Consider the following 19,833-nt stretch of genomic DNA (forward strand, 5'->3'; position numbering starts at 1 on the left):
ACAACAAAACCGTCGCCCCAGCCCTATCAGCCAACCCGATCCCACCTCCGACGAAACCATTAACTTCCCGTACCTGCAGCGGCCCGATACCCCTCCGAGAACGTCACGCGGAAACCGGTCGTCTCCGCGTCGACCGGCCCCGTCACGAGTCCTGGCCGGACCCGAGGCAACGGCTCGGAGGGCGGGAAAAGCAAGAGATCACGCACGGCCGGTTCCCGCCCTTGTCGTGACTCAGGCGCAGAGGCACTCGTCCCCATATGCCGCAAATGAGGGCTATGTCCTGACACGATTTTGAGTCTGAGGTGAGGCACGGAGAAAGTCGTTGATTTTTCAGGACGGGTTTCTTGTTCTTGCGTGCCCGCCGGGGCGGAGTGGGTCCTGTCGACGTTCGTCGGTGTCGTGCCGCGGTGGACGCGGAAGGCCCGGGTGAGGAAGGGGCGTCGTCGAACCCCGGCGGCCCGAGACGACGTGTACGGCCCGCGCGCACGGCGCCGGGCCGGCCAGGTCGTGGTGACATCGGGCATGCCCGCGCCGCACATCCGACGCGCGGCCCCGATCCTGGGCGGCACGACGGCACGACGGCCTGACGGGTCGGCTGACGGACCGCGGACGGTGCGTGTGGACCGTCCGCGGCCCGGCAGGACCTCACGTCAGTTGCGCAGGGTCCACCGCTGGTTCGTGCCGCCGTTGCACGACCACAGAATGACCTTCGTACCGTTGGCGGTGCCACCGCCGAAGGCGTCCAGGCACAGCCCGGACTGCACACCGGTGACGGTGCCGTTGGCGTTGAGGTTCCACTGCTGGTTGGCCTGTCCGTTGCAGTCCCAGATCACCACCTGGGTGCCGTTCACGGTGCCCTGGCCGGAGGCGTCCAGGCACTTGTTGCCGAACACCTGCAACTGCTTGCCCGAGGTGTACGTCCACCGCTGGTTGGTACCCCCGTTGCAGTCCCACAGCTGTGCCTGGGCGCCGTTGGTCGCCGCGGCGCCGGTGACGTCCACGCACCGGCCCGACTGGCCGCCCACGATCGTGCCGTTCTGCTGGTTGCCTCCGCCGTTCCCCTGCCTGACGAGGGACTTCGACTCGGCCGACCGGTTCCCCTGGGCGTCCACGACGTAGAGGCGGTACTCACCGGCCGACGCCGGGACGGCGATGGAGGTGGCGGTCCCGCTCGCCCTGGTCATCGTGGCGCCGGCGGTGAAGGACGTCGTCCCCGAGGGGGCCAGCCAGACCGCCTTGCCCGCGTCGCCGGCGCCGCGGATGGGAATCGACGTCGTACCGGCGGCGACGAACGTGCTGGCGGGCAGGACGTAGTCCGGCAGGGAGAGATTGCCCGGGGGAATGATGTTCCTGTAGGCGTCCTCGAGTCCGGAGTTCACGGCGATGCCGTAGGCCTGCGACGGCCAGACGTAGTCGGAGGACACGAGGATGTCCTGGACCGTGCTGTTCGGCAGGTTCTTGTTGGAGACCTTGTTGATGGGACCGTACGTCCGCGTGATGCTCAGGTCGTGCTTACGCCCGAAGTCGTCGGAGTTGATGAGCCACGTGATGTTCTTGTCCACGCTCAGGACGTTGTCGCGGAAGGTCATGTACGCCGAGCCCTCGTCCGGGTGGAGTCCGTACTTGTGGCCGGACGGGACGCCCTGCATGTAGTTGTCGGTGATCGTGGTCCCCGGCTGGCTGCCCAGCGTGTAGACGGGGGCCGTGTCGCTCAGGCGCTGCACCGTGTCGATGAAGTGGTTGTGGCTGATGGTGTTGTTCTTCGCCGTGGTGGTCGGCCGGTTGGGCGCGATCGAGCCCGACGACCCGTCGAAGTTCCACCAGCCCCAGCCGAGCGTCACACCGGACCACGGGGTCTTCTCGATGCGGTTGCGCTGGACGGACAGGCCGTCGGCGAAGTACGCCGAGATGGGGCTGTGCCCGTTGAACAGCACGGCGCTGTCGTAGAGGTAGTTGTTCCTTATCTCGATGTTCTTGGGCGCGCCCTCGACCTGGGCGGGGTACTTCTCGCGGTTCGTCGCGGCGTGGTCCCCGATGTAGACGTGCTGGGGGTGGCCCACGGCGATGGCGGAGCCGGCGATGTCGTTCGTGTGGTTTCCGATCAGCTTCGTGTTCACCACGTCGTTGACCATGTTGATCCCGTCGACGCCGGTGTGCTGGATCCGGTTTCTCTCCAGGACGAGCCCGTCGGCGTTGTCGATCTGGATGATGCCCGGCGCCATGTCGACGTTGCGGTAGTAGTACACGTGGAAGTTCTGCTTGGCGTACGCCTGTGCGCCGAGATTGCCCTGCTGGGCCTGCTTGAGCACCGAGCCGGCCACGTTGAACAGGTTCCAGTCGGAGTGCTGGACCGTGAGGCCGGAGAACGTGATGTTCCGGGCGCGATTACTCGTGGAGGTGCCGGCGACCCTGATGAGGGTGGACACGTTGTTCGGCGCGAACACCGACGCGGTCGTCATGTTCTCGGAGGCCGTCTTGTAGTAGTAGACCGTCCGGCTCGTCTTGTCGAAGAAGAACTCGCCCGGCGCGTCCAGGAACTCGTAGGCGTTCATGACCTTGTGGGTGCCGCCGACCTGGGCGTTCCCGTTGAAGGCGCCCTGGGCGATGGCCGCTCCCGGCTGCTGGAACAGGGCGATGCGGTTCGCGCCGTCGGAGGTCACCTGCCGGACTCCCACGATGGCCGTGGTCCAGGTCGTCCCCGTCTCCACCTCGATGTCGTCGTGATTGCCGGCGACGGCGGGGAAGTCGTTCAGGCCGTACTTCGCCCCCGCGCACTGCGAGCCCGACTCCCACGCCCAGGGCGCCTGCCCGGCCGTGACGGTGTAGGTCCCCGAGCACCCCGCCGACGCGATCGTCTTCGAGGCCATGTAGGCCCGCTTGTCGTTGACGTAGAGCGCGCGGAGCTTGTTGGCGCGGTTCAGCGGGGCCTTCCAGATGTTGCCGCTGTGCTGCGTCCACCCGGTGACCTGAACGCCTCCGCTGAGGATCGGCGTCTCGTTCTGGTAGGCGGCGTAGATCACCCGGTGACCGTTCGTCCCGGAGTCGGCCGGCGTGAAGTCGATCGTGCCGCCGACCGGGTAGGTGCCCCCGCGGAGGTACACGTGGATGTCGTCGGTCATGCCGGCGTTCACCGTGCGGACGACGTCCCTGGCGCGCTGCAGGGTCCTGAACGGCGAGGTGATCGTCCCGGGGTTGGCGTCGTCGCCGTCGGGGGCGACGTAGTAGGTCGCCTGGGCCGCCGCCGAGGCCGCGGTGTTACCTGCGAGGGCCGGCAGTACGGCGGCGACGAACACCGCGAGCGCCGCTGACGCCTTCCCGATGGTGGACGAGGCTGACTTCACGCTCTGTTCCTTTCGCTGGTCCCGAGCGGGGTGTTCACCGTGCGGTCACCCCGCCGGAGCAGAATTCGCCCTCATAGGTCCGCAACAGACATGTCGTTACCGTTCTGCAAACGTATGACGTATGCCGAATGACGTCTGGCGGTAATGTCGCATCAACGGAGGCGTCCCGCAACAGTCGACGGAGCCGGGAGAGGCGCGTCCTCGTCCGCCCGAGCACCGCGACGGCGGGCGACTTTCCGCGACGTGGCGGACCGCCCGCGAGTCCCGGCGGGACCCCGCCGGTCGTGCGTGCGGTGCGGCCTGGCGGCTCGCGGGCCCGATCCTCCAGTTCAGGCACCGATGTCTCCGTCGCCGCGGCGGTTGCCGGCCGTCGGCGCGACCCCCCGCGCGGCGCCCGCGGCGCACCGGATCCCCGCCGGATCGGCCGGCCCTCCGGGCGGGCGCAAGGGACGACGCCGTTCCCGTCAGGGGTGATGAATCGTATTCATCGATGAAACTTTCACCGATGACGGGCGCATCGGCCGCCCGTCGGCGTGTGAGAGGCGGACGGCGCCGGTCCCGCGCGGGCGGGCCCACACCACGGTCCACCGGGTGCGGCGCGTCCCCGTCCGGCCGGGCCGGCAACGGCGCCGGTCTCGGGCGGAGATCCCGAACACCTCGCAAGGCGGGTGGGTCTCCGTTCCACCTGACCGGGCGGGGAACGTGCCCGCGACCGTCGCTGGCACCGGAAGCGGCGAGGCAGTAGGTTTTTCGTCGGCCCAGGATGCTCCACCATTCCGGATCGAGGGAGATGAGAGATGGGAGGAGCGTCGGCGGAGGCTCTGGCTGAACTGCTCGCCGAACTGAAGCGGCGCAGCGGACGCAGCTACGAGGCGCTGGCACGCCGCACCGGCATGAGCCGATCCACCGTTCACCGCTACTGCCGCGGCGAGATCGTGCCGGACAGCTATGGGACGCTGGAGCGCATCGCCAAAGCGTGCGGTGCGAGCAAGGCCGAGCTGGACGAGCTGTACCGGCGGTGGACGCACGCGATCGCCTCCTCGGAACACGAAGCGGCGGGGACACCCGGGCTCGTGCCGTCGCACCCTCCCGCGGACGCCGACGAGATCGGGGCCGCCGAGAACACCCCGGCCCCGGATCGGCAGGGCACGGGGCCGGGCCCACGGGGCCGTGAGGCGGCCGGGGGAACTCCGGAACCGTCGGCGAGCGGCGTGACCCCGCGGCGATTCAGGTCCGGCGACGTGCGGCACAAGACGTTCCTCGGTGTGGGACTGATGATCCTGTGCGTGTTCGTCCTGGCGGCGAGCTCGTCGCCCGCGCCGCAGCCTTCCCGGCGGACGCCGCAGTGGGTGAGCGGCCCCTCGTGGACCCTGCCCGAGGCGGCGGTGCCGCGCACGCTCTTCGGTGTCACCCTCAACACCGGGACCGGGGCCATGCCGACGTTCCGGGTCGGCGCGGTGCGCCTGTGGGACGGCGGGACACGCTGGGCGGAGATCCAGCCGGAGCGGGGCGCGTTCGACTGGTCGGTGCTCGACCGGCACGTCGAGGGCGCGGAGAAGGCCGGGCTCCCCGTGTTGTTCGTCATGGGTGGCACTCCCCCGTGGGCCAGTCCCGCGGGTCCCCCGGCCCCCTACCCGGACGGCACGCGAGCGGCGCCGCCCGACGACCTGAACGACTGGGACGTGTTCCTGCGCGCTCTGGTGAAGCGCTACGGGGGGCGCATCCAGGCCTACGAGCTGTGGGTGCTGGGCAACGACCGGCGATTCTACGCGGGCAGCATGGAGACCCTGGTGGAGATGACACGCCGGGCCAGCCGGATCATTCGGGCCGCAGACCCCGAAGCGACCCTGGTATGCCCGGGTATGGGGCAGTTGTGGACCGCCGAAGGCCGTCAGGCGTTCCAGCGGTTCGTCGCGCTCGGCGGGTACGGTCACTGCGACGTCGCCGGGATCAAGCTTCACCAGCGCACCCCGTCCGACCCGCCGGAAAGCATGCTGGAACTCGTGACCACCGTCGACCGGGCGTTCCACCAGGCCGGCATCCATCCCCGGCTGTGGAACACCGGCACCACCTACTCGATTCGGCTGCAGCGACCGCTGGACGAGACCAGGGCCAGGAACCATGCCGTGCGCTTCTTCCTCACCGGCCTGTACGCGCGCAACCTCAACCTCGAACGCATGTACTTCTACAACTGGGGCGGCACCAAGATCCCGATCGTCCTGCAGGCGGTGGGAGGAGTCCCCACCCACGCCGCGCTGGCGGTGGAGCAACTGCAGCGGTGGCTGGTCCACGCCCACAGCCGTTCATGCGGCCACGGGATCGCCGTCGGCATGCCGGAGAACGTCTGGCAGTGCGAGGTCACCGTCGCCAAACCCGGGGACCACCACGAGGCGACGATCCGCTGGACGATCGCCGGAACGGCCGAGACCACGGCCGGCCCTCGCGTCCGCGCGGTGCGCCGGCTGGACGGCACCACGGAGGCCGTCCGGCCGGGAGACACGATCACGGTCACCGAAGAGCCGATCCTCATCGAATCCCGGTCCTGAGTCCCCGGCGACGGAGCAGCCGGCGTGCCTGCCCGCGTGCCGGCTCCGGCCCTGCCGGACAGGCGTCGAGGACCGCGCCCACGGGCGGGCACGTCCATCACCGGGCCGCGCGCGGGCGGGATGCCGGGCAGGCGACGGCCAAGGCGCTCCCGATGTTGGGACGTCCCATTTTTCCGCGTTCGCGCAGGTGGGATGGGGGCTTTCGTCCCAGTGTCCCAGGAGGGTCTCCGGGCGTTGCCGGTGGTGGTTGGGGCTGTCACTCTGTCTCACGTCACGGGGGACGGACGCCGGCTCGTTCGCGAGCGGCTCAGGACACACGGCGCGTCGGCGTCCGACCCGGTCGTCGTGCACCCGGCCTGCGAAAGAGGACCGCACACGGCCCCGGGAAAGCACCGCCCGGTCCGTCACCTCGCCGTCCCGCTCGCGCCGGCCGTCACCCTCCGGGCGGCCCGGCCGGCGAATGTGATCCTGTCGTAGGCGGTTGCTACCTTCACGACCATGATGAAAGCCGGAGACGTCGCGGTCGTGCCCCTGCCGCTGGGCGGTTACGGCGCGTGCCAGGTGGGCGGGATCGACGCCGACGGCTGGGGGACGGTGTGCGCGCTCGACTGGTACTCGGAGACGATGCCCACCCTGGAGGAGCTCTCCTCGGCGGCCCCTCTCGTCCTCACCCACCACAACTGGTCGAAGGGGCCGGAGAGGACGGACGCCCTCAGGGTCGACCTCTCCGTTCCCCCGCCACCGGATCTCGTCCGGCTCGGGCGGATGCCACTCCTTCCCGGTGTCCCGCGGGAGACCGACTCCTACGGCGTCTGGGAGAACGTGCCGCTGTCCATCGTCCGCCAGCGGCGCTGGGACCTGCGGGTGCCCGCGGACGCCAAGGCCGCCTACAACGGGCACATCCACGATCCGGTCACGGTCGATCTCGGCGGCGGACCGCTGTCCCTGCGCGCCACGACGCACGATCTCGACCTTCCGGCTCACCTCCCCCGGATCCGCTGGACCGCCCTGGACGCGCTGCCCCGCCTGACCGCCCTGCGGCATTCCGGCCCCGACCGCGGCCTCGCCGAGGCTCTCACCGCCCGGCCTCTCATCGATCGGCTCACCTGGAACGATCCGCCCGGCACCGTCGACCTGAGCACGACGCACCTCACCACACTGGCGATCCGCGGCACCGGGCTCCGGCACCTGCGCCTGCCACCCGGGCTGATGGGCCTGCACCTGACGGGCGGACCACCCGAAGCGGTCGAGGCGGCCGAGGACGGCCGGTGGGTCCGGCTGACCATGACCTCGGCGGCCGACGCCGTCCCGGACGGCCTGCACGGAGTCCGCGATCTCGATCTCCACGTGAGGGGTGACCTGTCGCCGGCCGTGCTGGAAGCCCTCACCGACCTGGAGTCGCTGCACGTGTGGTGGAGCCGGCCGTACGGCTGGCTGCTGGACGCGTTCGACGTGAGCGGTTTCCCGCGGCTGCACACCCTGCGGCTCAACGACGCCTACGGCGTCGACGCGTCCTCCCTGCCGCCCTCGGGCGCGTCCCTGCGCCGCCTGGGCATCGACGGGATCCGCCGCAGCCAGGCCACCCCTCTCAAGGCTCGCTACAAGGGCACACCCGTTCACCTGACCGTCCAGGGCGCCAAGTCCGACGCCTGGCTGGCGGCCAACGTCGACAACCCGCTGCGTGACTGGGTCGACGACGACGAGCGAGCGGGCGCCGCCGCGTGCGAGGCCTACGCGTCCGCCTTGCGTGCCGTCGACCGCCTGCCCGCCGGCGATCCCGCCACGGCGGATGCGGCGCGGCCGATCCTGCGGGCCCTCGTGGAGAAACTCAACGGGATCGACGAACGCTACGGGATCATCGACACGCTCCGGCGGGAAGAGGCCGCGGACGCCTTCTGCGACCTGGCGCAACGCGCCGGCGTCCCCGATCCCCAGGCCGCCGACTGGCTCGACGAGTGGCGCGACTTCTAACCCGCGCAGGAACGGGGCGTGGAGGAGGTGCAGCCTGCCGTGGAGGTCGTCGCCGACCCGCACGCGCGCACGGCGGGCGGGCGCGCATCAGCGGGCGGCGCCGCCGTCCGCAGGCGTTCGGCACGCTCCCGTCCCGTCCCGGAGGCGGAGCCGGCGCCGCGCGGCGGTGGCCAGGCGGGTGAGCCCCTCTCCAGGGATGTCACCACCAGTGGTGGACCAGGTTCACGGCGAGTGCGGCCACCGCGGTGACGAGGAACCCGGCCCAGTTCACGAGCGTGCGGGAACCCACGCGCAGGTGCGCGAGGAGCGCGCCGACGAAGTACAGGACGAGGCCGGCGGCGGCGAGTGTCCCCAGCATCGGTATGGCGAACCCACCCAACAGCCCCAGGGAACCCGCCGCCAGCAACATGCCCAGCACCGGCGCCCACGACCGCGGCAGGCGCTTCATGTCCAGCTGAGCCTTCGGGAATTCGTGGCCGATCAGGTAAATGACGGCGGCACTGCCGTTCAACACCGAGGCGAAGACGGTGACGGTGACATAAACGGCGAACATGATCCTCCTTGTGGTTGTTCTCTTCGGGAACTTCCGTCGCGCGAACCTGCCGGCGCGTCGTCGACCTCCGCGCGTCCCCGGCGGGCGGCGTGAGATGTGACGACCGCCCGAGCGCGCGGGGACGGCATGCGCGCGGGCATGCCGAGTTCCCCCTCTCGGTCTCAGCGGTGTTCGAGCGTTGCGACCCGGCGTCCACGTAGTCCGACGAAACGACCACCACGAACGTCAGGCGGCGCGCCGATCCCACGACTCGGTGCGCTGCTCGCCGAGCCGGCGAGGGCAGCCGTGACGGGAAGCCGTCGACACCGTGACCCCCGGTCTCTCACCCGAGCCCGTCGAAGAGGACGCGAGCGATCGCGCGGCCCCGCGTTGTCGAGCAGGGAACCGACGTCTCCTGCCGCCGCCCGCAGATGCGGTGCGGCCCTCGATGCGCCCTCGGCCGGGCCTCCTGCGGGACGGGCAGCGGGCCCGAGGAAGGTAGTCCACGACCCCTGGGACGGCCTGCCCTGACCCCTGGCCGCTCGACCCGTACGGGAGCGCACCGGCGCGGAGCGCTCCCGGCACTCAGGACGTCGGCTGGAGATGGACGAGGATCATCCAGTTGTCCTCGTCCTTCGTAGAGGTGGCCCGGACCCTGTACTCCCCGGGATCGAGATCGACGACGAGCCGGTCGCCGGGCTCCACCTCGGCACCGGGAATCGCGGAGTCGAAGAGCACGACCGGCTCTCGCACCTCCCACCTCAGGTCCTCGTCATCGTCCCAATCCGGTTCACCTGCCAGGACCCGCCTGGCCGCCGCGACCAGCTCGGTCTCGGAATCGGCGGCGGCCCAGCGCACGAAGAGACGCTCGGTCGCCAGGTAGGTCGTCATGGCCGGCTCGTCGCCGAGGACAAGGGCGTGCTGCGCACCGACGACGACAAGGCCGACGTAGCCCTCGACAGCACAGGCGCGGCCGTAGTCACCCCACGTCTCCACGGGACCGTCGTTGTCATCCACACCCGCCCAGTCGTTCAACTCGGACCCGGGGACGGCGATCAGCGGCCCTCCCGCACTCTGAACCCAGGTGTGAAGCACTGATGGCCTCGCTTTCATCGGCATGTCCGCGGAAAAGTTCGGTCAGGTTGACGCCCAGCGTCCTTCGGAGCTGTTCGACGCGGCGGGAGACGCTGCTGTGGTGCGGGTGGAGAAGGTCGGCGGCCCGGCGCGGGGAGCCGGTCTCGCAGTAGGCGTCCAGGGTGTCGAGATCCTCCGGGGTGCCGGCCATCCGGGCGATCACGGCCATGTCGGGATGCCCCGCATGGCCTCGCGGGCACCTGCGCCGGCAGTGCCATCGCGCCCAGACCGTCGTAGTGGACGACCGGCCTGCGCGAGGTGGTGAAGCGCAGGGCGGTACGGGCCTCCCACCAGGACCGGTCGGGGCTGTCGGCGGCGCCGGCCTGCTGCGGGCGGGCGTGTCGGTGGAGTTGCACCAGTGACCCGGCACCTTCCACGGCTCGCAGGCGATCCTGTCCGCCGAGGTGTCGCGGCGCCAGATCGCCGAACTCGGCGACGTCCTGCGCCGCGCCCTGTCCGGGTGACCCGACGGGCCCGTGGCCGCGGGCCGGGGGAGGCGGCACGGGCCGGGGGAAGGCGGCACGGGGCGGGGAAAGGCGGCACAGGCCGGGGAAAGACGGCACGGGCCGGGGAAAGACGGCACGGGCCGGGGAAAGACGGCACGGGCCGGCCCATGACGAGATCGACGACGGAAGAACCATGACCACCACCGGCCTCGCCGAGGCGAGGGCGCGGTCCGCGCCACCGCCGGACGCCGGTTCCGAGGCACCACCGGGCACAGCGGGCACGGCGGGCACGGCGGCCGGCACCGCGTGGAAGTTTCACGGCGGGGCGGGGTGTCCCGCCACCGGACGGAAGTGGTCTTCGCAGGAGACGAGCTGGGACGGGCCGGCACGGAAGGATCATTTCGTGGGCAACCAGTTGCCCGGATTTTGCGGTTATATAAGGATTATCGCGTGACTGATCGCGCGCCCGCCGGACCGGTGGAGATCACGGAGCCGGAACCGGCCGACGCGGAACCCGGCGCACGCCCCGGCGAGCCGACCGGTGAGACTTCCAGCAAGGCGACCGGCGAGCCGACCGGTGAGGTGGCCGGGCGGCGGTGGGTGCCCAGGTTCCTGACCGACCCCGGCGACCGGCTGGCCCTGCTCCTCTGGGCGCTGTCGCACGTCGGTGTGCTGATCTACGCCTACCTGGCCGCCCCCGGCCGGACCACCGACCCCTTCCTCAACCGGTTCACCCGCTGGGACGCCGAGAACTTCATCGCCATCGCCCATTTCGGCTACGACGGCCCCCCGGGCATGCAGGACGCCGAGAAGCTGCCGGCGTTCTTCCCCGGCATGGCGATACTGATCAAGGTGATGCGGCCGGTCGTCGAGGACGGCCGGCTGGCCACGATGATCATCTCGCTGGTGGCCAGCGCGGTGCTCGCGGTGGCGCTGTCGCGGCTCGCCGAGACGTACGCGGCAGGCAGCGGCCGGTACACGGTGGCGGCGCTGTTCCTCAGCCCGTTCGCCGTGTTCCTGTACTCGGGCTACTCGGAGGCGCTGTTCCTCGCCCTGGCCGTCTCGGCGTGGCTGCTCGCCAGGAACGGCCGCTGGGAGGACGCCGCGCTGTGCGCCACCGGAGCCGCCATGGTGCGCATCTCCGGCCTGTTCCTGGCCTTCGGGCTGCTGGTCATGTTCCTGGTGGCGGAGAACGGCCGCAAACGCCCGGGCGGGTGGCGCCTGCTGCCCTGGCTCGCGCTCCCCGGTGTGCCGCTCGTGCTGTACATCTTCTACCAGTGGACCCGCACCGGCGACTGGCTGGCCTACAACTCGGTGCAGGACCGGTTCTGGGGCCGGCACGCCGTCTGGCCGTGGGAGGCGCTCGCCAACACCTGGAACATGTCCGACGACGTCGCCTCGCTCACCACGTCCTACTACGAGGAGATCATCTCGGCCGCGGTGCTGCTGGTGCTGGCCGGCTGCCTCGCGGTACGGCGCAAGTGGCCGGAGCTGGCGTACATCACCCCCCAGGTGCTGTCCTTCCTCACCCTGTCGTCGTTCTACATGTCGATCGGCCGGGGGTCGCTGACCTGGTTCCCCCTGTGGATCGCCATCGGCGTCGCGGGGGTGCGAAGACCCTGGGTGTGGCTGGCGAGCATGGCCGTCATGATCCCGGTCATGGCGATCAACACCGGGAACTTCACCACCGGCGCGTGGATCGGCTGACACCGCCCGCGCCCGGCACTGCGCCCGCGCCCGGCGGTCCACCGGCGGGCGTCAGGGCGGGCGCGGGGCGGCGGGTGCCGTCAGGGCTGCGCCCCCGGCCGTGTTGATCTTGCCCGGCGAGGACCCCACCGCAGGTCAGAGGGGGAAGGGCGGACGAGTCGGCCTGTAGGCCGGGTTCTGTCCCTCACTCGCGTGAAGGGGCGACCATCCATCTAGGGCCGTCGTTGCCGGCGGCCTCAAGCGGTCTACCCGCGCGGCTCGGGCGGGCAGCCCTCGAACGCCGCGCGCGGGACGCTCCGGGGAGCGTCCCTTCTTGACCTTGCTCCGGGTGGGGTTTACCGAGCCGCCCACGTCACCGTGGGCGCTGGTGGTCTCTTACACCACCGTTTCACCCTTACCCCGTCTCGCGACGGGGCGGTCTGTTCTCTGTGGCACTTTCCCGCGGGTCGCCCCGGGTCGGCGTTACCGACCACCCTGCCCTGTGGAGCCCGGACCTTCCTCGGCGGGCCTCCGAAGAGACCCGACGCGGCCGCCCGGCCGGCTCGTCCGCCGTGATCCAAGCCTATCGGCTCCCACATGGGCTCCGACCGAGCGGCGAGTCGCCCACGCTGGAACGAGGACCGAGCGGGACGGAACACGCCAGGACACGGCCGAAGTGTCCGGTGTACCGCCCCCGCGCCGGATTCGATCATGGCCCCGGGACCGCCGGTTCAGCGCAGGTGCGAGGTGTCGTTGAACGCCTTCACCACCGACGGGCCGTCGGCGTAGTACTCGATCAGGGACAGGGCCGACAGGTCGAGGTGCATGCGGTACAGCGCGGCCAGGGGGGCCAGCAGCGCGAACCGCACCAGCATCTTGATCGGCGTGACGTGGGAGACGACGAGGATCGTCTTCCCTTGGTGACGCTCGATCAGCAGGTCCCTGGTCGCCTCGACCCGCCGTGCCGCCGCCTCGAAACTCTCCCCGCCCGGCGGCGCGACGGACGGGTCCGCCAGCCACGCGGAGAGCTCGTCGGGCCAGCGGCGCTGGATCTCGGTGAAGGTGTGGCCCTCCCAGTCGCCGAAGTCGGTCTCCCTGAGCCCTTCCTCGACGACGACGTCCAGGCCTGTCCTGGCGGCGACGGCCTCGGCGGTGGCGCGGGCGCGCCTGAGCGGGGAGCTGACGATCATCTGGAGGCCGTACGACTCCCGCGCCAGTTTCGCGGCGGCGGCCTCGGCCTGTGCGACGCCGTTGGGGGTGAGCTCGGGGTCGCCGAGCCCGGAGAACCTGCGCTCGACCGAGAAGGGCGTCTCGCCGTGCCGGAGCAGGTACAGCGAGGTCGCGACGGAGGTGGGCGGGCGCCATCCGGTGCCGGGGCTCGTCGGCGTGGCCTTCCGCTCCCCCTTCGCCGGCGACTCCGCGAGCTCGGTGACGGTGTCGAAGAGGAGCAGGTCCTCGGCGGGCCCACCGCCGGTGAGGGTGGCGGAGGCGCCCTTCGCGGTGGAGGCGCCCTTGGCGATGGAGGATCGGCCGCCGGACTGTCCGGTCGCGGACGAGGTGGTCGGTCTCGCGGCCGGGGCGGCGGACGTTCCGGCCACCGCGCCCGAGGAGGCCGACGACGCCGACAGGGACCAGGGGCGCCCCTTGGCGGCGGCGTCCATGGCCTCGTTGGCCAGGCGGTCGGCGTCCTTGTTCTTCTCCCGGGGGATCCAGCGCCAGGTGACCTTGAGGCGCCGGGCCAGGGCCCCGGCCTCCAGGGCGAGTGGGCGCAGGCCCTCGTTCTTGATCTTCCAGCGGCCGGCCATCTGCTCCACGACCAGCTTGGAGTCCATCCGGACCTCGACCCTGGCGCCGTCCCCGGCCAGGGACAGCAGGGAGGCAAGGCCCGCGATGAGGCCCCGGTACTCGGCGACGTTGTTGGTCTGGGTGCCGATCGCCTCGGCCGTCTCGACCAGGATCTGGCCGTCGGCGGCGTCCTTGACGACGGCCCCGTACCCGGCCGGCCCCGGGTTGCCCCGGGAGCCGCCGTCGGCCTCGACGACGTACGAGGCCGCGGAGGAGGACCCGGACCCGGACGCGGGAGGGGTCACAGGCCGGACTCGGCGGTGCGGACCAGGATCCGGCGGCACTCCTCGCAGCGGATGACCTCCTCGTGCGAGGCGGCCTTGATGCGGTTGATCTCGGCGATGGACAGGCTCGTGCGGCAGCCCTGGCAGCGGGCGCCCTGCAACATCGCCGCGCCCACCCCGAACTGCTCCCGGAGCTTGCCGTAGAGGGCGAGCAGGTCGGCCGGGATGTCGCCGGCGACCTCCTCGCGCCTGGCCTGGAGCTCGCCCTTCTCCTTGTCGATCTCGGCGAAGACGGCGTCCCTGCGGTCCTCGGCGGTGCCGCGGGTGCCGGCGAGCTCGTCGCGCTCGGCCACGAGCCTGGCGACCTGCGCGTCGGCGGTCTCGCGGCGCTCCATGATCTCCAGGACGACCTCCTCCAGGTCGCTCTGCCTGCGGCTCAGGGAGGCGATCTCGGACTGGAGGCTGGCCAGGTCCTTGGGGGAGGAGACCTGGCCGGAGTCGAGGCGCTTCTGGTCGCGCGTGGCGCGGCTGCGGACCGAGTCGACGTCGGCCTCGGCCTTGGTCTGCTCACGGGCGAGGTCCCCGGACTCGGTCTCGGCGGCGATCACCTGCGTCGCGATGCGGGCGATGCGGGCGGAGAGCTCGTCGATCTGGGCCAGCTCCGGCAGGGTGCGGCGGCGGTGGGCCAGCCTGTCGAGGGCGGAGTCGAGTTCGGCCAGGTCAAGCAGACGCTTCTGGGCCGCAGGGGCTGCTTTCACGTGAAATCCTCGCACTTTGCTGTTGTGTTCCAGGCGTCCGTGACCGTCTCGGATACGCGCGTCTCAACATTAATCCCCCGCGCGGCCAACGCGGACGTGAGATGGCCCGCCGCGTCGGCGAGCCAGGGCCATTCGGTGGCCCAGTGGGCGGCGTCGATCAGCGCGGGGGCGCCGGGGTCCTCGACGAACTCGCTCGCCGGGTGGTGACGGAGGTCGGCGGTGAGGAACACGTCCACCCCGGCGGCGCGGGCCGCGCCGAGCAGGGAGTCCCCCGCTCCCCCGCTGACCGCGACCCGCAGCACGGGGCGTTCGAGGTCCCCGGCGACCCGCAGGCCACCGGCGGTGGCGGGCAGGCCGCGCGCGGCCCGCCGGGCGAACTCGGCGAGCGGTACGGGGGCGGGCAGCGAGCCGATCCGTCCCAGGCCGCGCCGGGAGTCGTCGTCGGCGGGCCTGAGCGGGACGAGCGGGCCGGTCAGGCCGACGGCGCGGGCGAGCGCGTCGGAGACGCCGGGGTCGGCGACGTCGGCGTTGGTGTGCGCGGCGAAGAGCGCGACGTCGTTCCTGATGAGCGTGTGGACCAGCCGCCCCTTGGGGGTGGTGGCCGCGACGCTGCTGGTGCCGCGCAGGTAGAGCGGGTGGTGGGTGACGATGAGGTCGGCGCCCCAGTCGAGGGCCTCGCGGGCGACGGCGGCGGTCGGGTCGACCGCGAACAGGATGCGGCGCACCTCGGCGGAGGGGTCCCCGCAGACGAGCCCGACCGCGTCCCACGACTCCGCCCAGCGCGGGTCGTAGCGGGTCTCGAGCTCTGTGACGATCTCGGCAAGCGTAGGCACCTGCGCAGACTACCGGCCCGTTCCCCGGCACTTCCCCGGCACGGAGGGATCACCTAATGTAAGTGAATGCTGACCTCCCCCAGGACGCGCGTGAGCCCGAGAATCGCGATCATCGGTGCCGGATTCGGCGGTCTGTGCATGGCCATCCAGCTGGAGAGGGCCGGCATCCGCTCGTACACGATCTTCGAGAAGGGGGCCGGCGTCGGGGGCACGTGGCGGGACAACACCTATCCGGGGGCGGGTTGCGACATCCCCTCGCACCTGTACTCCTTCTCCTTCGAGAGGTACTCGAGCTGGACGCGCCGTTATCCCGGGCAGCCGGAGATCCTGGGCTACCTGGAGGGCTGCGCGGACTCCTACGGCCTGCGCCCGCGCATCCGGCTGAACACCGAGGTCGTCTCGGCCGCCTTCGACGAGGCGTCGGGCCGGTGGCGGGTGCGCACCGCGAGCGCGAACGGGGACGGGGACGGGGACGCGAACGGGGACGGGGAGAAGAACGAGGACGAGGTGTTCGACGTGGTGGTGTCGGCCATGGGGCAGCTCAACCGGCCCTACCTGCCCGACATCCCGGGAATGTCCTCCTTCGCCGGGGCGGCCTTTCACTCGGCCCGCTGGGACCACTCCCAGGACCTGACGGGACGCAGGGTGGCCGTGATCGGGAACGGCTCCTCGGCCGCGCAGTTCGTCCCGAAGGTCGCCGAGGTCGCCGCCCACCTGGACGTCTTCCAGCGCACCGCCAACTGGGTCGTCCCCAAGCCCGACGCCGTCTTCGGCCCGCGCATGCGGGCGGCCCTGCACCGGATGCCCCTGCTGCGGCGCGCCTACCGCGAATGGTTGTACCGCTACGGCGAGAACACCCTCTACCCGGCCCTGGCCGGGGGGTGGAGCGCCGACCTGGTGCGCAGGCGCGCCCTGGAGCACCTGCACGCGCAGGTCCCGGACCCGGAACTGCGGGCCAGGCTCACCCCCGGCTACCCGCTCGGCTGCAAGCGGGTCGTCATCGACAGCGGGTTCTACCCCGCGCTGACCCGCCCCGACGTGGACGTCGTCACCGACCCGATCACCCGGATCGTCCCCGAGGGCGTGCGGACCGTCGCCGGGCTCCGCGAGGCCGACGTGATCGTCTACGCGACCGGCTTCCGGACGTCGGAGTTCCTGGCCCCCGTCCGGATCACCGGGCGCGGGGGACGGGGGCTGGCCGAGGAGTGGAGGGAGGGCGCCGAGGCCTACCTCGGTATCGCCGTCCCGCGTTTCCCCAACCTGTTCCTGCTGTACGGGCCCAACACCAACCTCGGTCACAACTCGATCGTCTTCATGATCGAGTGCCAGGTCCGCTACATCATGGGGTGCCTGCCGCACCTGGCCGCGCGCGGGCCGATGGAGGTCAGGCCGGAGGCGATGGCCACCTGGCGGCGGAGCCTGGAGCGGGCCATGGGCCGCATGGTCTGGCAGGCGGGCTGCGCGAGCTGGTACAAGAACGAGGCGGGCCGGGTGACCAACAACTGGCCGGGGACTGCGTCGCTGTACCGCCGCGTCACCGGGGCCCCGCGTCCGGACGCCTTCCACTTCGCCCGCTGACCTTCCGGCCGACGACCGAGCGGCCCCGGACCCACCGGCCCCAACCGACCGGTCCCGGACCCACCGGTCCCAACCGAGCGGTCCCGGACCCACCGGCCCCAACCGACCGGTCCCGGATTGACCGGTCCCGGACCGTCGGCCCACCCGGCCGGGACGCCGCCGGAGCACCCCGGAGAACCTGCCGGGGACGCGGCGGGGACGCGGCGGGGACGGTGCCGGTAGCGTCGGGGTGAACGAGAGCCGTCCACCCAGAAGGGCCCGCCCGTGTCCGCCGACCTGCACCTCGGCCCCCCGGCCGACGACCTGCACCGCGACTCCGTGGTCGCCGACACCCACAACGACCTGCTGATGGCCGTCACCGCCAGGCCGCCGAGGCGGTGGGCGTCGTTCTTCAGGGAGCGGTGGCTGCCCCAGCTCCGCGAGGGCGGGGTGAACCTCCAGGTGCTGCCGGTCTTCATCGACGACGCCTACCGGCCCGAGGGCTCGCTCCGGCAGACCCTGCGCATGATCGAGTGCGCCCACGTGCTGGCCGAGGGCAACGCCGACGCCGTACGGCTCTGCCTGGACGGGGCGCAGGTCGACGAGGCGCTCGCCGAGGGCAGGATCGCCCTGGTGCTGGCGCTGGAGAGCATGCCGGGGCTGGACTCGGCCGTCGAGCTGGTGCCGACCCTGCACCGGCTGGGCGTGCGCGTGGCCTCGATCGCGCACTGGGGGCGTACGGCGCTGGCCGACGGCAGCGGCGAGGACGCCACCGGCAGCAGGCTCACCGCGGCGGGGGTGGAGACGCTGCGGGAGATGGAACGGCTCGGCGTCGTCTTCGACATCTCCCACCTGGGCGCGAGCGGGGTCGAGCACGTGCTGGAGCTGGCGGCCCGGCCGGTGATGGCGACCCACTCGTCGGCCCGCGCGCTGCGCGACCACCACCGCAACCTCACCGACGAGCAGTTGCGCGGGGTGGCCGCGACCGGGGGCGTGGTCTGCGTGAACTTCGTGGCCGCGTTCCTGTCGACCGACCCCGCCGAGTACACGCTGGACCGGCTGGTGGACCACATCGAGCACGTCGCGAGCGTCGCCGGGATCGACCACGTCGGCCTGGGGCCGGACTTCATCCGCGAGGTCATGCAGGACGTGACCCCGCCGTGCTGCGAGAGCGACTACGACGTCGACGCGTTCGCTGTCGTGCCGGGGCTCGCCGGCCCGAGCGGGCTGCCGCTGGTCACCGAGGCGCTGCTCAAGCACGGTTTCGCCGAGGAGGAGGTCGTGAAGATCATCGGCGGGAACGTGCACCGGTTCTTCCGCGCCGAGCTGGGCCGGCCCGGCGACCGGTGACGGACGGTCACGACCCGCGCGAGCGGCCCGGTCCGCCCGCCCACGCGGGCGAGGGCGGGCGGGTCCGGCGGCGGGGCCTCTAGCGGGCCAGGTACTCCTCCCTGACCCTGGAGCGGGAGAGCTTGCCGGTGGGGGTACGGGGCAGCTCGTCGCGGAACTCCACCACCCTGGGGTGCTTGAAACGGGCGATGCGCGGGCCGAGGTGGTCGAGCAGGTCCTGCGGGGCGGGGAGGGGGCCGGGCACCGGCTGGACCAGCGCGACCACCCGGTGTCCCCACTCCTCGTCGGGCACGCCGATCACCGCGACGTCGGCGACCGAGGGGTGTTCCAGCAGGGCGGCCTCGATCTCGGCGGGGTAGATGTTGACCCCGCCGGAGATGATCAGGTCGGTGCGCCGGTCGCAGATGAACAGGAAGCCGTCCTCGTCCATGAAGCCGATGTCGCCGGGGGTGTACCAGGGGCCGCGCATGCTGGCGGCGGTCTTCGCCGGGTCCTTGTGGTACTCGAAGCCCCCGATGCCGGACCTGACGTAGATCATGCCCGGCTCGCCCGTGGGGAGTTCCTCCCCGTCGGGGCCGAGGATCCTGGCCTCGAAGGTGGGGACGGGGCGGCCGACCGTGCCGGGGCGCTCCAGCCAGTCGTGCGGCTTGACCGCGAAGGCGATGGAGGACTCGGTGGAGCCGTAGTACTCGTACAGGACCGGGCCCCACCAGTCCATGACGCCCTTCTTGACCGCGACCGGGCAGGCCGCGCCGGTGTGGACCACCTGCCGCAGCGAGGAGACGTCGTAGCGCTCCCTGACCTCGGCCGGGAGCTGCAGCATCCGGTGGAACATGGTCGGGACCATCATGGCGTTGCTCACCCGGTGGCGGTCGACGAGTTCCAGGATCGTCTCCGGCTCGAACCTCTCCGCGATCACCAGGGTGTGACCGAGGTGCAGGGCGAACACGGTGTGGGCGCACGGCGCCGAGTGGTACATCGGCGAGGTCACCAGGTGGATCTCGTCGCCGGGCCGCAGGTCGCAGACCTCTCCCATGAACCAGGTGTAGAGCGGGACGGTCTCCTCGGGCTCCTTGCCGGACAGCGGGCGCCGCACGCCCTTGGGGAAGCCGGTGGTGCCCGAGGTGTACCACATGACGGCGCCCGAGGTCCGGGCGTCCGGCGCGGTGCCGGGTTGCCCCTCGGCCAGGGCGGCGACGTTCTCCGGGGCACCGTACGGGGCGCCCTCGGCCGGAGTCCCGCCGGACGCGGCGGCGGGCGGGCCTGCCGGACCGGACGGGCCGGTCACCACGATCCGGGCGTCGCAGTCGTCGAGGATGTAGCCGATCTCGGCGTCGGTGAGATGCCAGTTGACCGGGACGTAGTACAGCCCCACCTGCCCGGTGGCCATCATCATGACCACGGGGTCGACGCCGTTGGGCAGCACCCCGGCGACCACGTCGCCCGCGACGAGGCCGCGTGCCCGCAGGCCGTGGGAGACCCGGTTGACCAGGGCGAGCAGCTCGCCGTAGGTGGTCACGGTGCCGTCGGTGTCGATCAGGGCGCGGCGTCCGGGGTCGGCCTCGGCGATCCGGTAGAAGCCGGGCAGGGCGCTGATGTCGGCCATGGTC

General features: G+C 71.6%; 13 protein-coding genes and 1 other RNA gene. 5 read left to right on the top strand and 9 right to left on the bottom strand.

What is annotated here, in order from left to right:
* Positions 1–650: 650 nt before the first annotated feature.
* Positions 651–3,341, bottom strand: coding sequence for a lectin (locus AB0G16_RS23830; protein WP_362808805.1), 2,691 nt, complete (start codon positions 3,339–3,341; stop codon positions 651–653).
* A 797-nt stretch (positions 3,342–4,138) separates the two neighbouring features.
* Here AB0G16_RS23830 and AB0G16_RS23835 point away from each other — a divergent pair.
* Together AB0G16_RS23835 and AB0G16_RS23840 are read left to right on the top strand one after the other, a co-directional pair.
* Positions 4,139–5,887, top strand: a complete 1,749-nt coding sequence (locus tag AB0G16_RS23835; RefSeq protein WP_362808808.1) for a helix-turn-helix domain-containing protein — start codon at positions 4,139–4,141, stop codon at positions 5,885–5,887.
* 498 nt (positions 5,888–6,385) lie between these two features.
* Complete coding sequence (locus AB0G16_RS23840) at positions 6,386–7,858, top strand: hypothetical protein (RefSeq protein ID WP_362808810.1); 1,473 nt, start codon at positions 6,386–6,388, stop codon at positions 7,856–7,858.
* A gap of 199 nt (positions 7,859–8,057) precedes the next feature.
* Here the strand turns inward: AB0G16_RS23840 and AB0G16_RS23845 are convergent, their stop codons facing one another.
* From AB0G16_RS23845 to AB0G16_RS23855, 3 genes are all read right to left on the bottom strand, one after another.
* Positions 8,058–8,411 carry a DoxX family protein gene (locus AB0G16_RS23845; RefSeq protein WP_362808813.1) on the bottom strand — a complete coding sequence of 118 codons (354 nt, stop codon included), beginning with the start codon at positions 8,409–8,411 and terminating at the stop codon, positions 8,058–8,060.
* A 564-nt stretch (positions 8,412–8,975) separates the two neighbouring features.
* A complete protein-coding gene (locus AB0G16_RS23850; protein WP_362808816.1) occupies positions 8,976–9,509 on the bottom strand; it encodes an Imm21 family immunity protein in 534 nt (177 codons plus the stop codon).
* Complete coding sequence (locus AB0G16_RS23855) at positions 9,400–9,693, bottom strand: LysR family transcriptional regulator (RefSeq protein WP_362808819.1); 294 nt, start codon at positions 9,691–9,693, stop codon at positions 9,400–9,402. Before AB0G16_RS23855 ends, AB0G16_RS23850 begins: the two co-directional genes overlap by 110 nt.
* 727 nt (positions 9,694–10,420) lie before the next feature.
* Here AB0G16_RS23855 and AB0G16_RS23860 point away from each other — a divergent pair.
* Positions 10,421–11,677, top strand: a complete 1,257-nt coding sequence (locus AB0G16_RS23860; protein ID WP_362808822.1) for a mannosyltransferase family protein — start codon at positions 10,421–10,423, stop codon at positions 11,675–11,677.
* A gap of 150 nt (positions 11,678–11,827) precedes the next feature.
* On the opposite strand, the gene rnpB is transcribed toward AB0G16_RS23860, so the two are convergent.
* From rnpB to AB0G16_RS23880, 4 genes are all read right to left on the bottom strand, one after another.
* Positions 11,828–12,222: RNase P RNA component class A (gene rnpB, locus AB0G16_RS23865), an RNA gene on the bottom strand.
* A 165-nt stretch (positions 12,223–12,387) separates the two neighbouring features.
* Entirely contained in the window at positions 12,388–13,746 is a 1,359-nt protein-coding gene (locus AB0G16_RS23870) for a bifunctional RNase H/acid phosphatase (protein WP_362808825.1), read from the bottom strand.
* Positions 13,743–14,483 (bottom strand): DUF6510 family protein, encoded by a 741-nt coding sequence (locus AB0G16_RS23875; protein ID WP_362808829.1) that lies wholly within the window; start codon positions 14,481–14,483, stop codon positions 13,743–13,745. Before AB0G16_RS23875 ends, AB0G16_RS23870 begins: the two co-directional genes overlap by 4 nt.
* The gene (locus AB0G16_RS23880) at positions 14,480–15,316 is read right to left on the bottom strand and encodes a Nif3-like dinuclear metal center hexameric protein (protein WP_362808832.1); all 837 of its coding nucleotides are present in this window, start codon (positions 15,314–15,316) and stop codon (positions 14,480–14,482) included. Before AB0G16_RS23880 ends, AB0G16_RS23875 begins: the two co-directional genes overlap by 4 nt.
* 90 nt (positions 15,317–15,406) lie before the next feature.
* Between AB0G16_RS23880 and AB0G16_RS23885 the strand changes: the two genes are divergently transcribed.
* Both AB0G16_RS23885 and AB0G16_RS23890 read left to right on the top strand, forming a co-directional pair.
* Positions 15,407–16,894, top strand: a complete 1,488-nt coding sequence (locus AB0G16_RS23885; RefSeq protein ID WP_362808834.1) for an NAD(P)/FAD-dependent oxidoreductase — start codon at positions 15,407–15,409, stop codon at positions 16,892–16,894.
* Positions 16,895–17,158: 264 nt separating this feature from the next.
* On the top strand, positions 17,159–18,223 hold the full coding sequence (locus tag AB0G16_RS23890) for a membrane dipeptidase (RefSeq protein WP_362808837.1): 1,065 nt from the start codon (positions 17,159–17,161) through the stop codon (positions 18,221–18,223).
* Between the two features lie 79 nt (positions 18,224–18,302).
* On the opposite strand, the gene AB0G16_RS23895 is transcribed toward AB0G16_RS23890, so the two are convergent.
* Positions 18,303–19,829 (bottom strand): AMP-binding protein, encoded by a 1,527-nt coding sequence (locus AB0G16_RS23895; RefSeq protein ID WP_362808840.1) that lies wholly within the window; start codon positions 19,827–19,829, stop codon positions 18,303–18,305.
* Between the last annotated feature and the right edge of the window lie 4 nt (positions 19,830–19,833).

Source organism: Streptosporangium sp. NPDC023615 (assembly GCF_040640155.1).
GTDB lineage: Bacteria > Actinomycetota > Actinomycetes > Streptosporangiales > Streptosporangiaceae > Streptosporangium.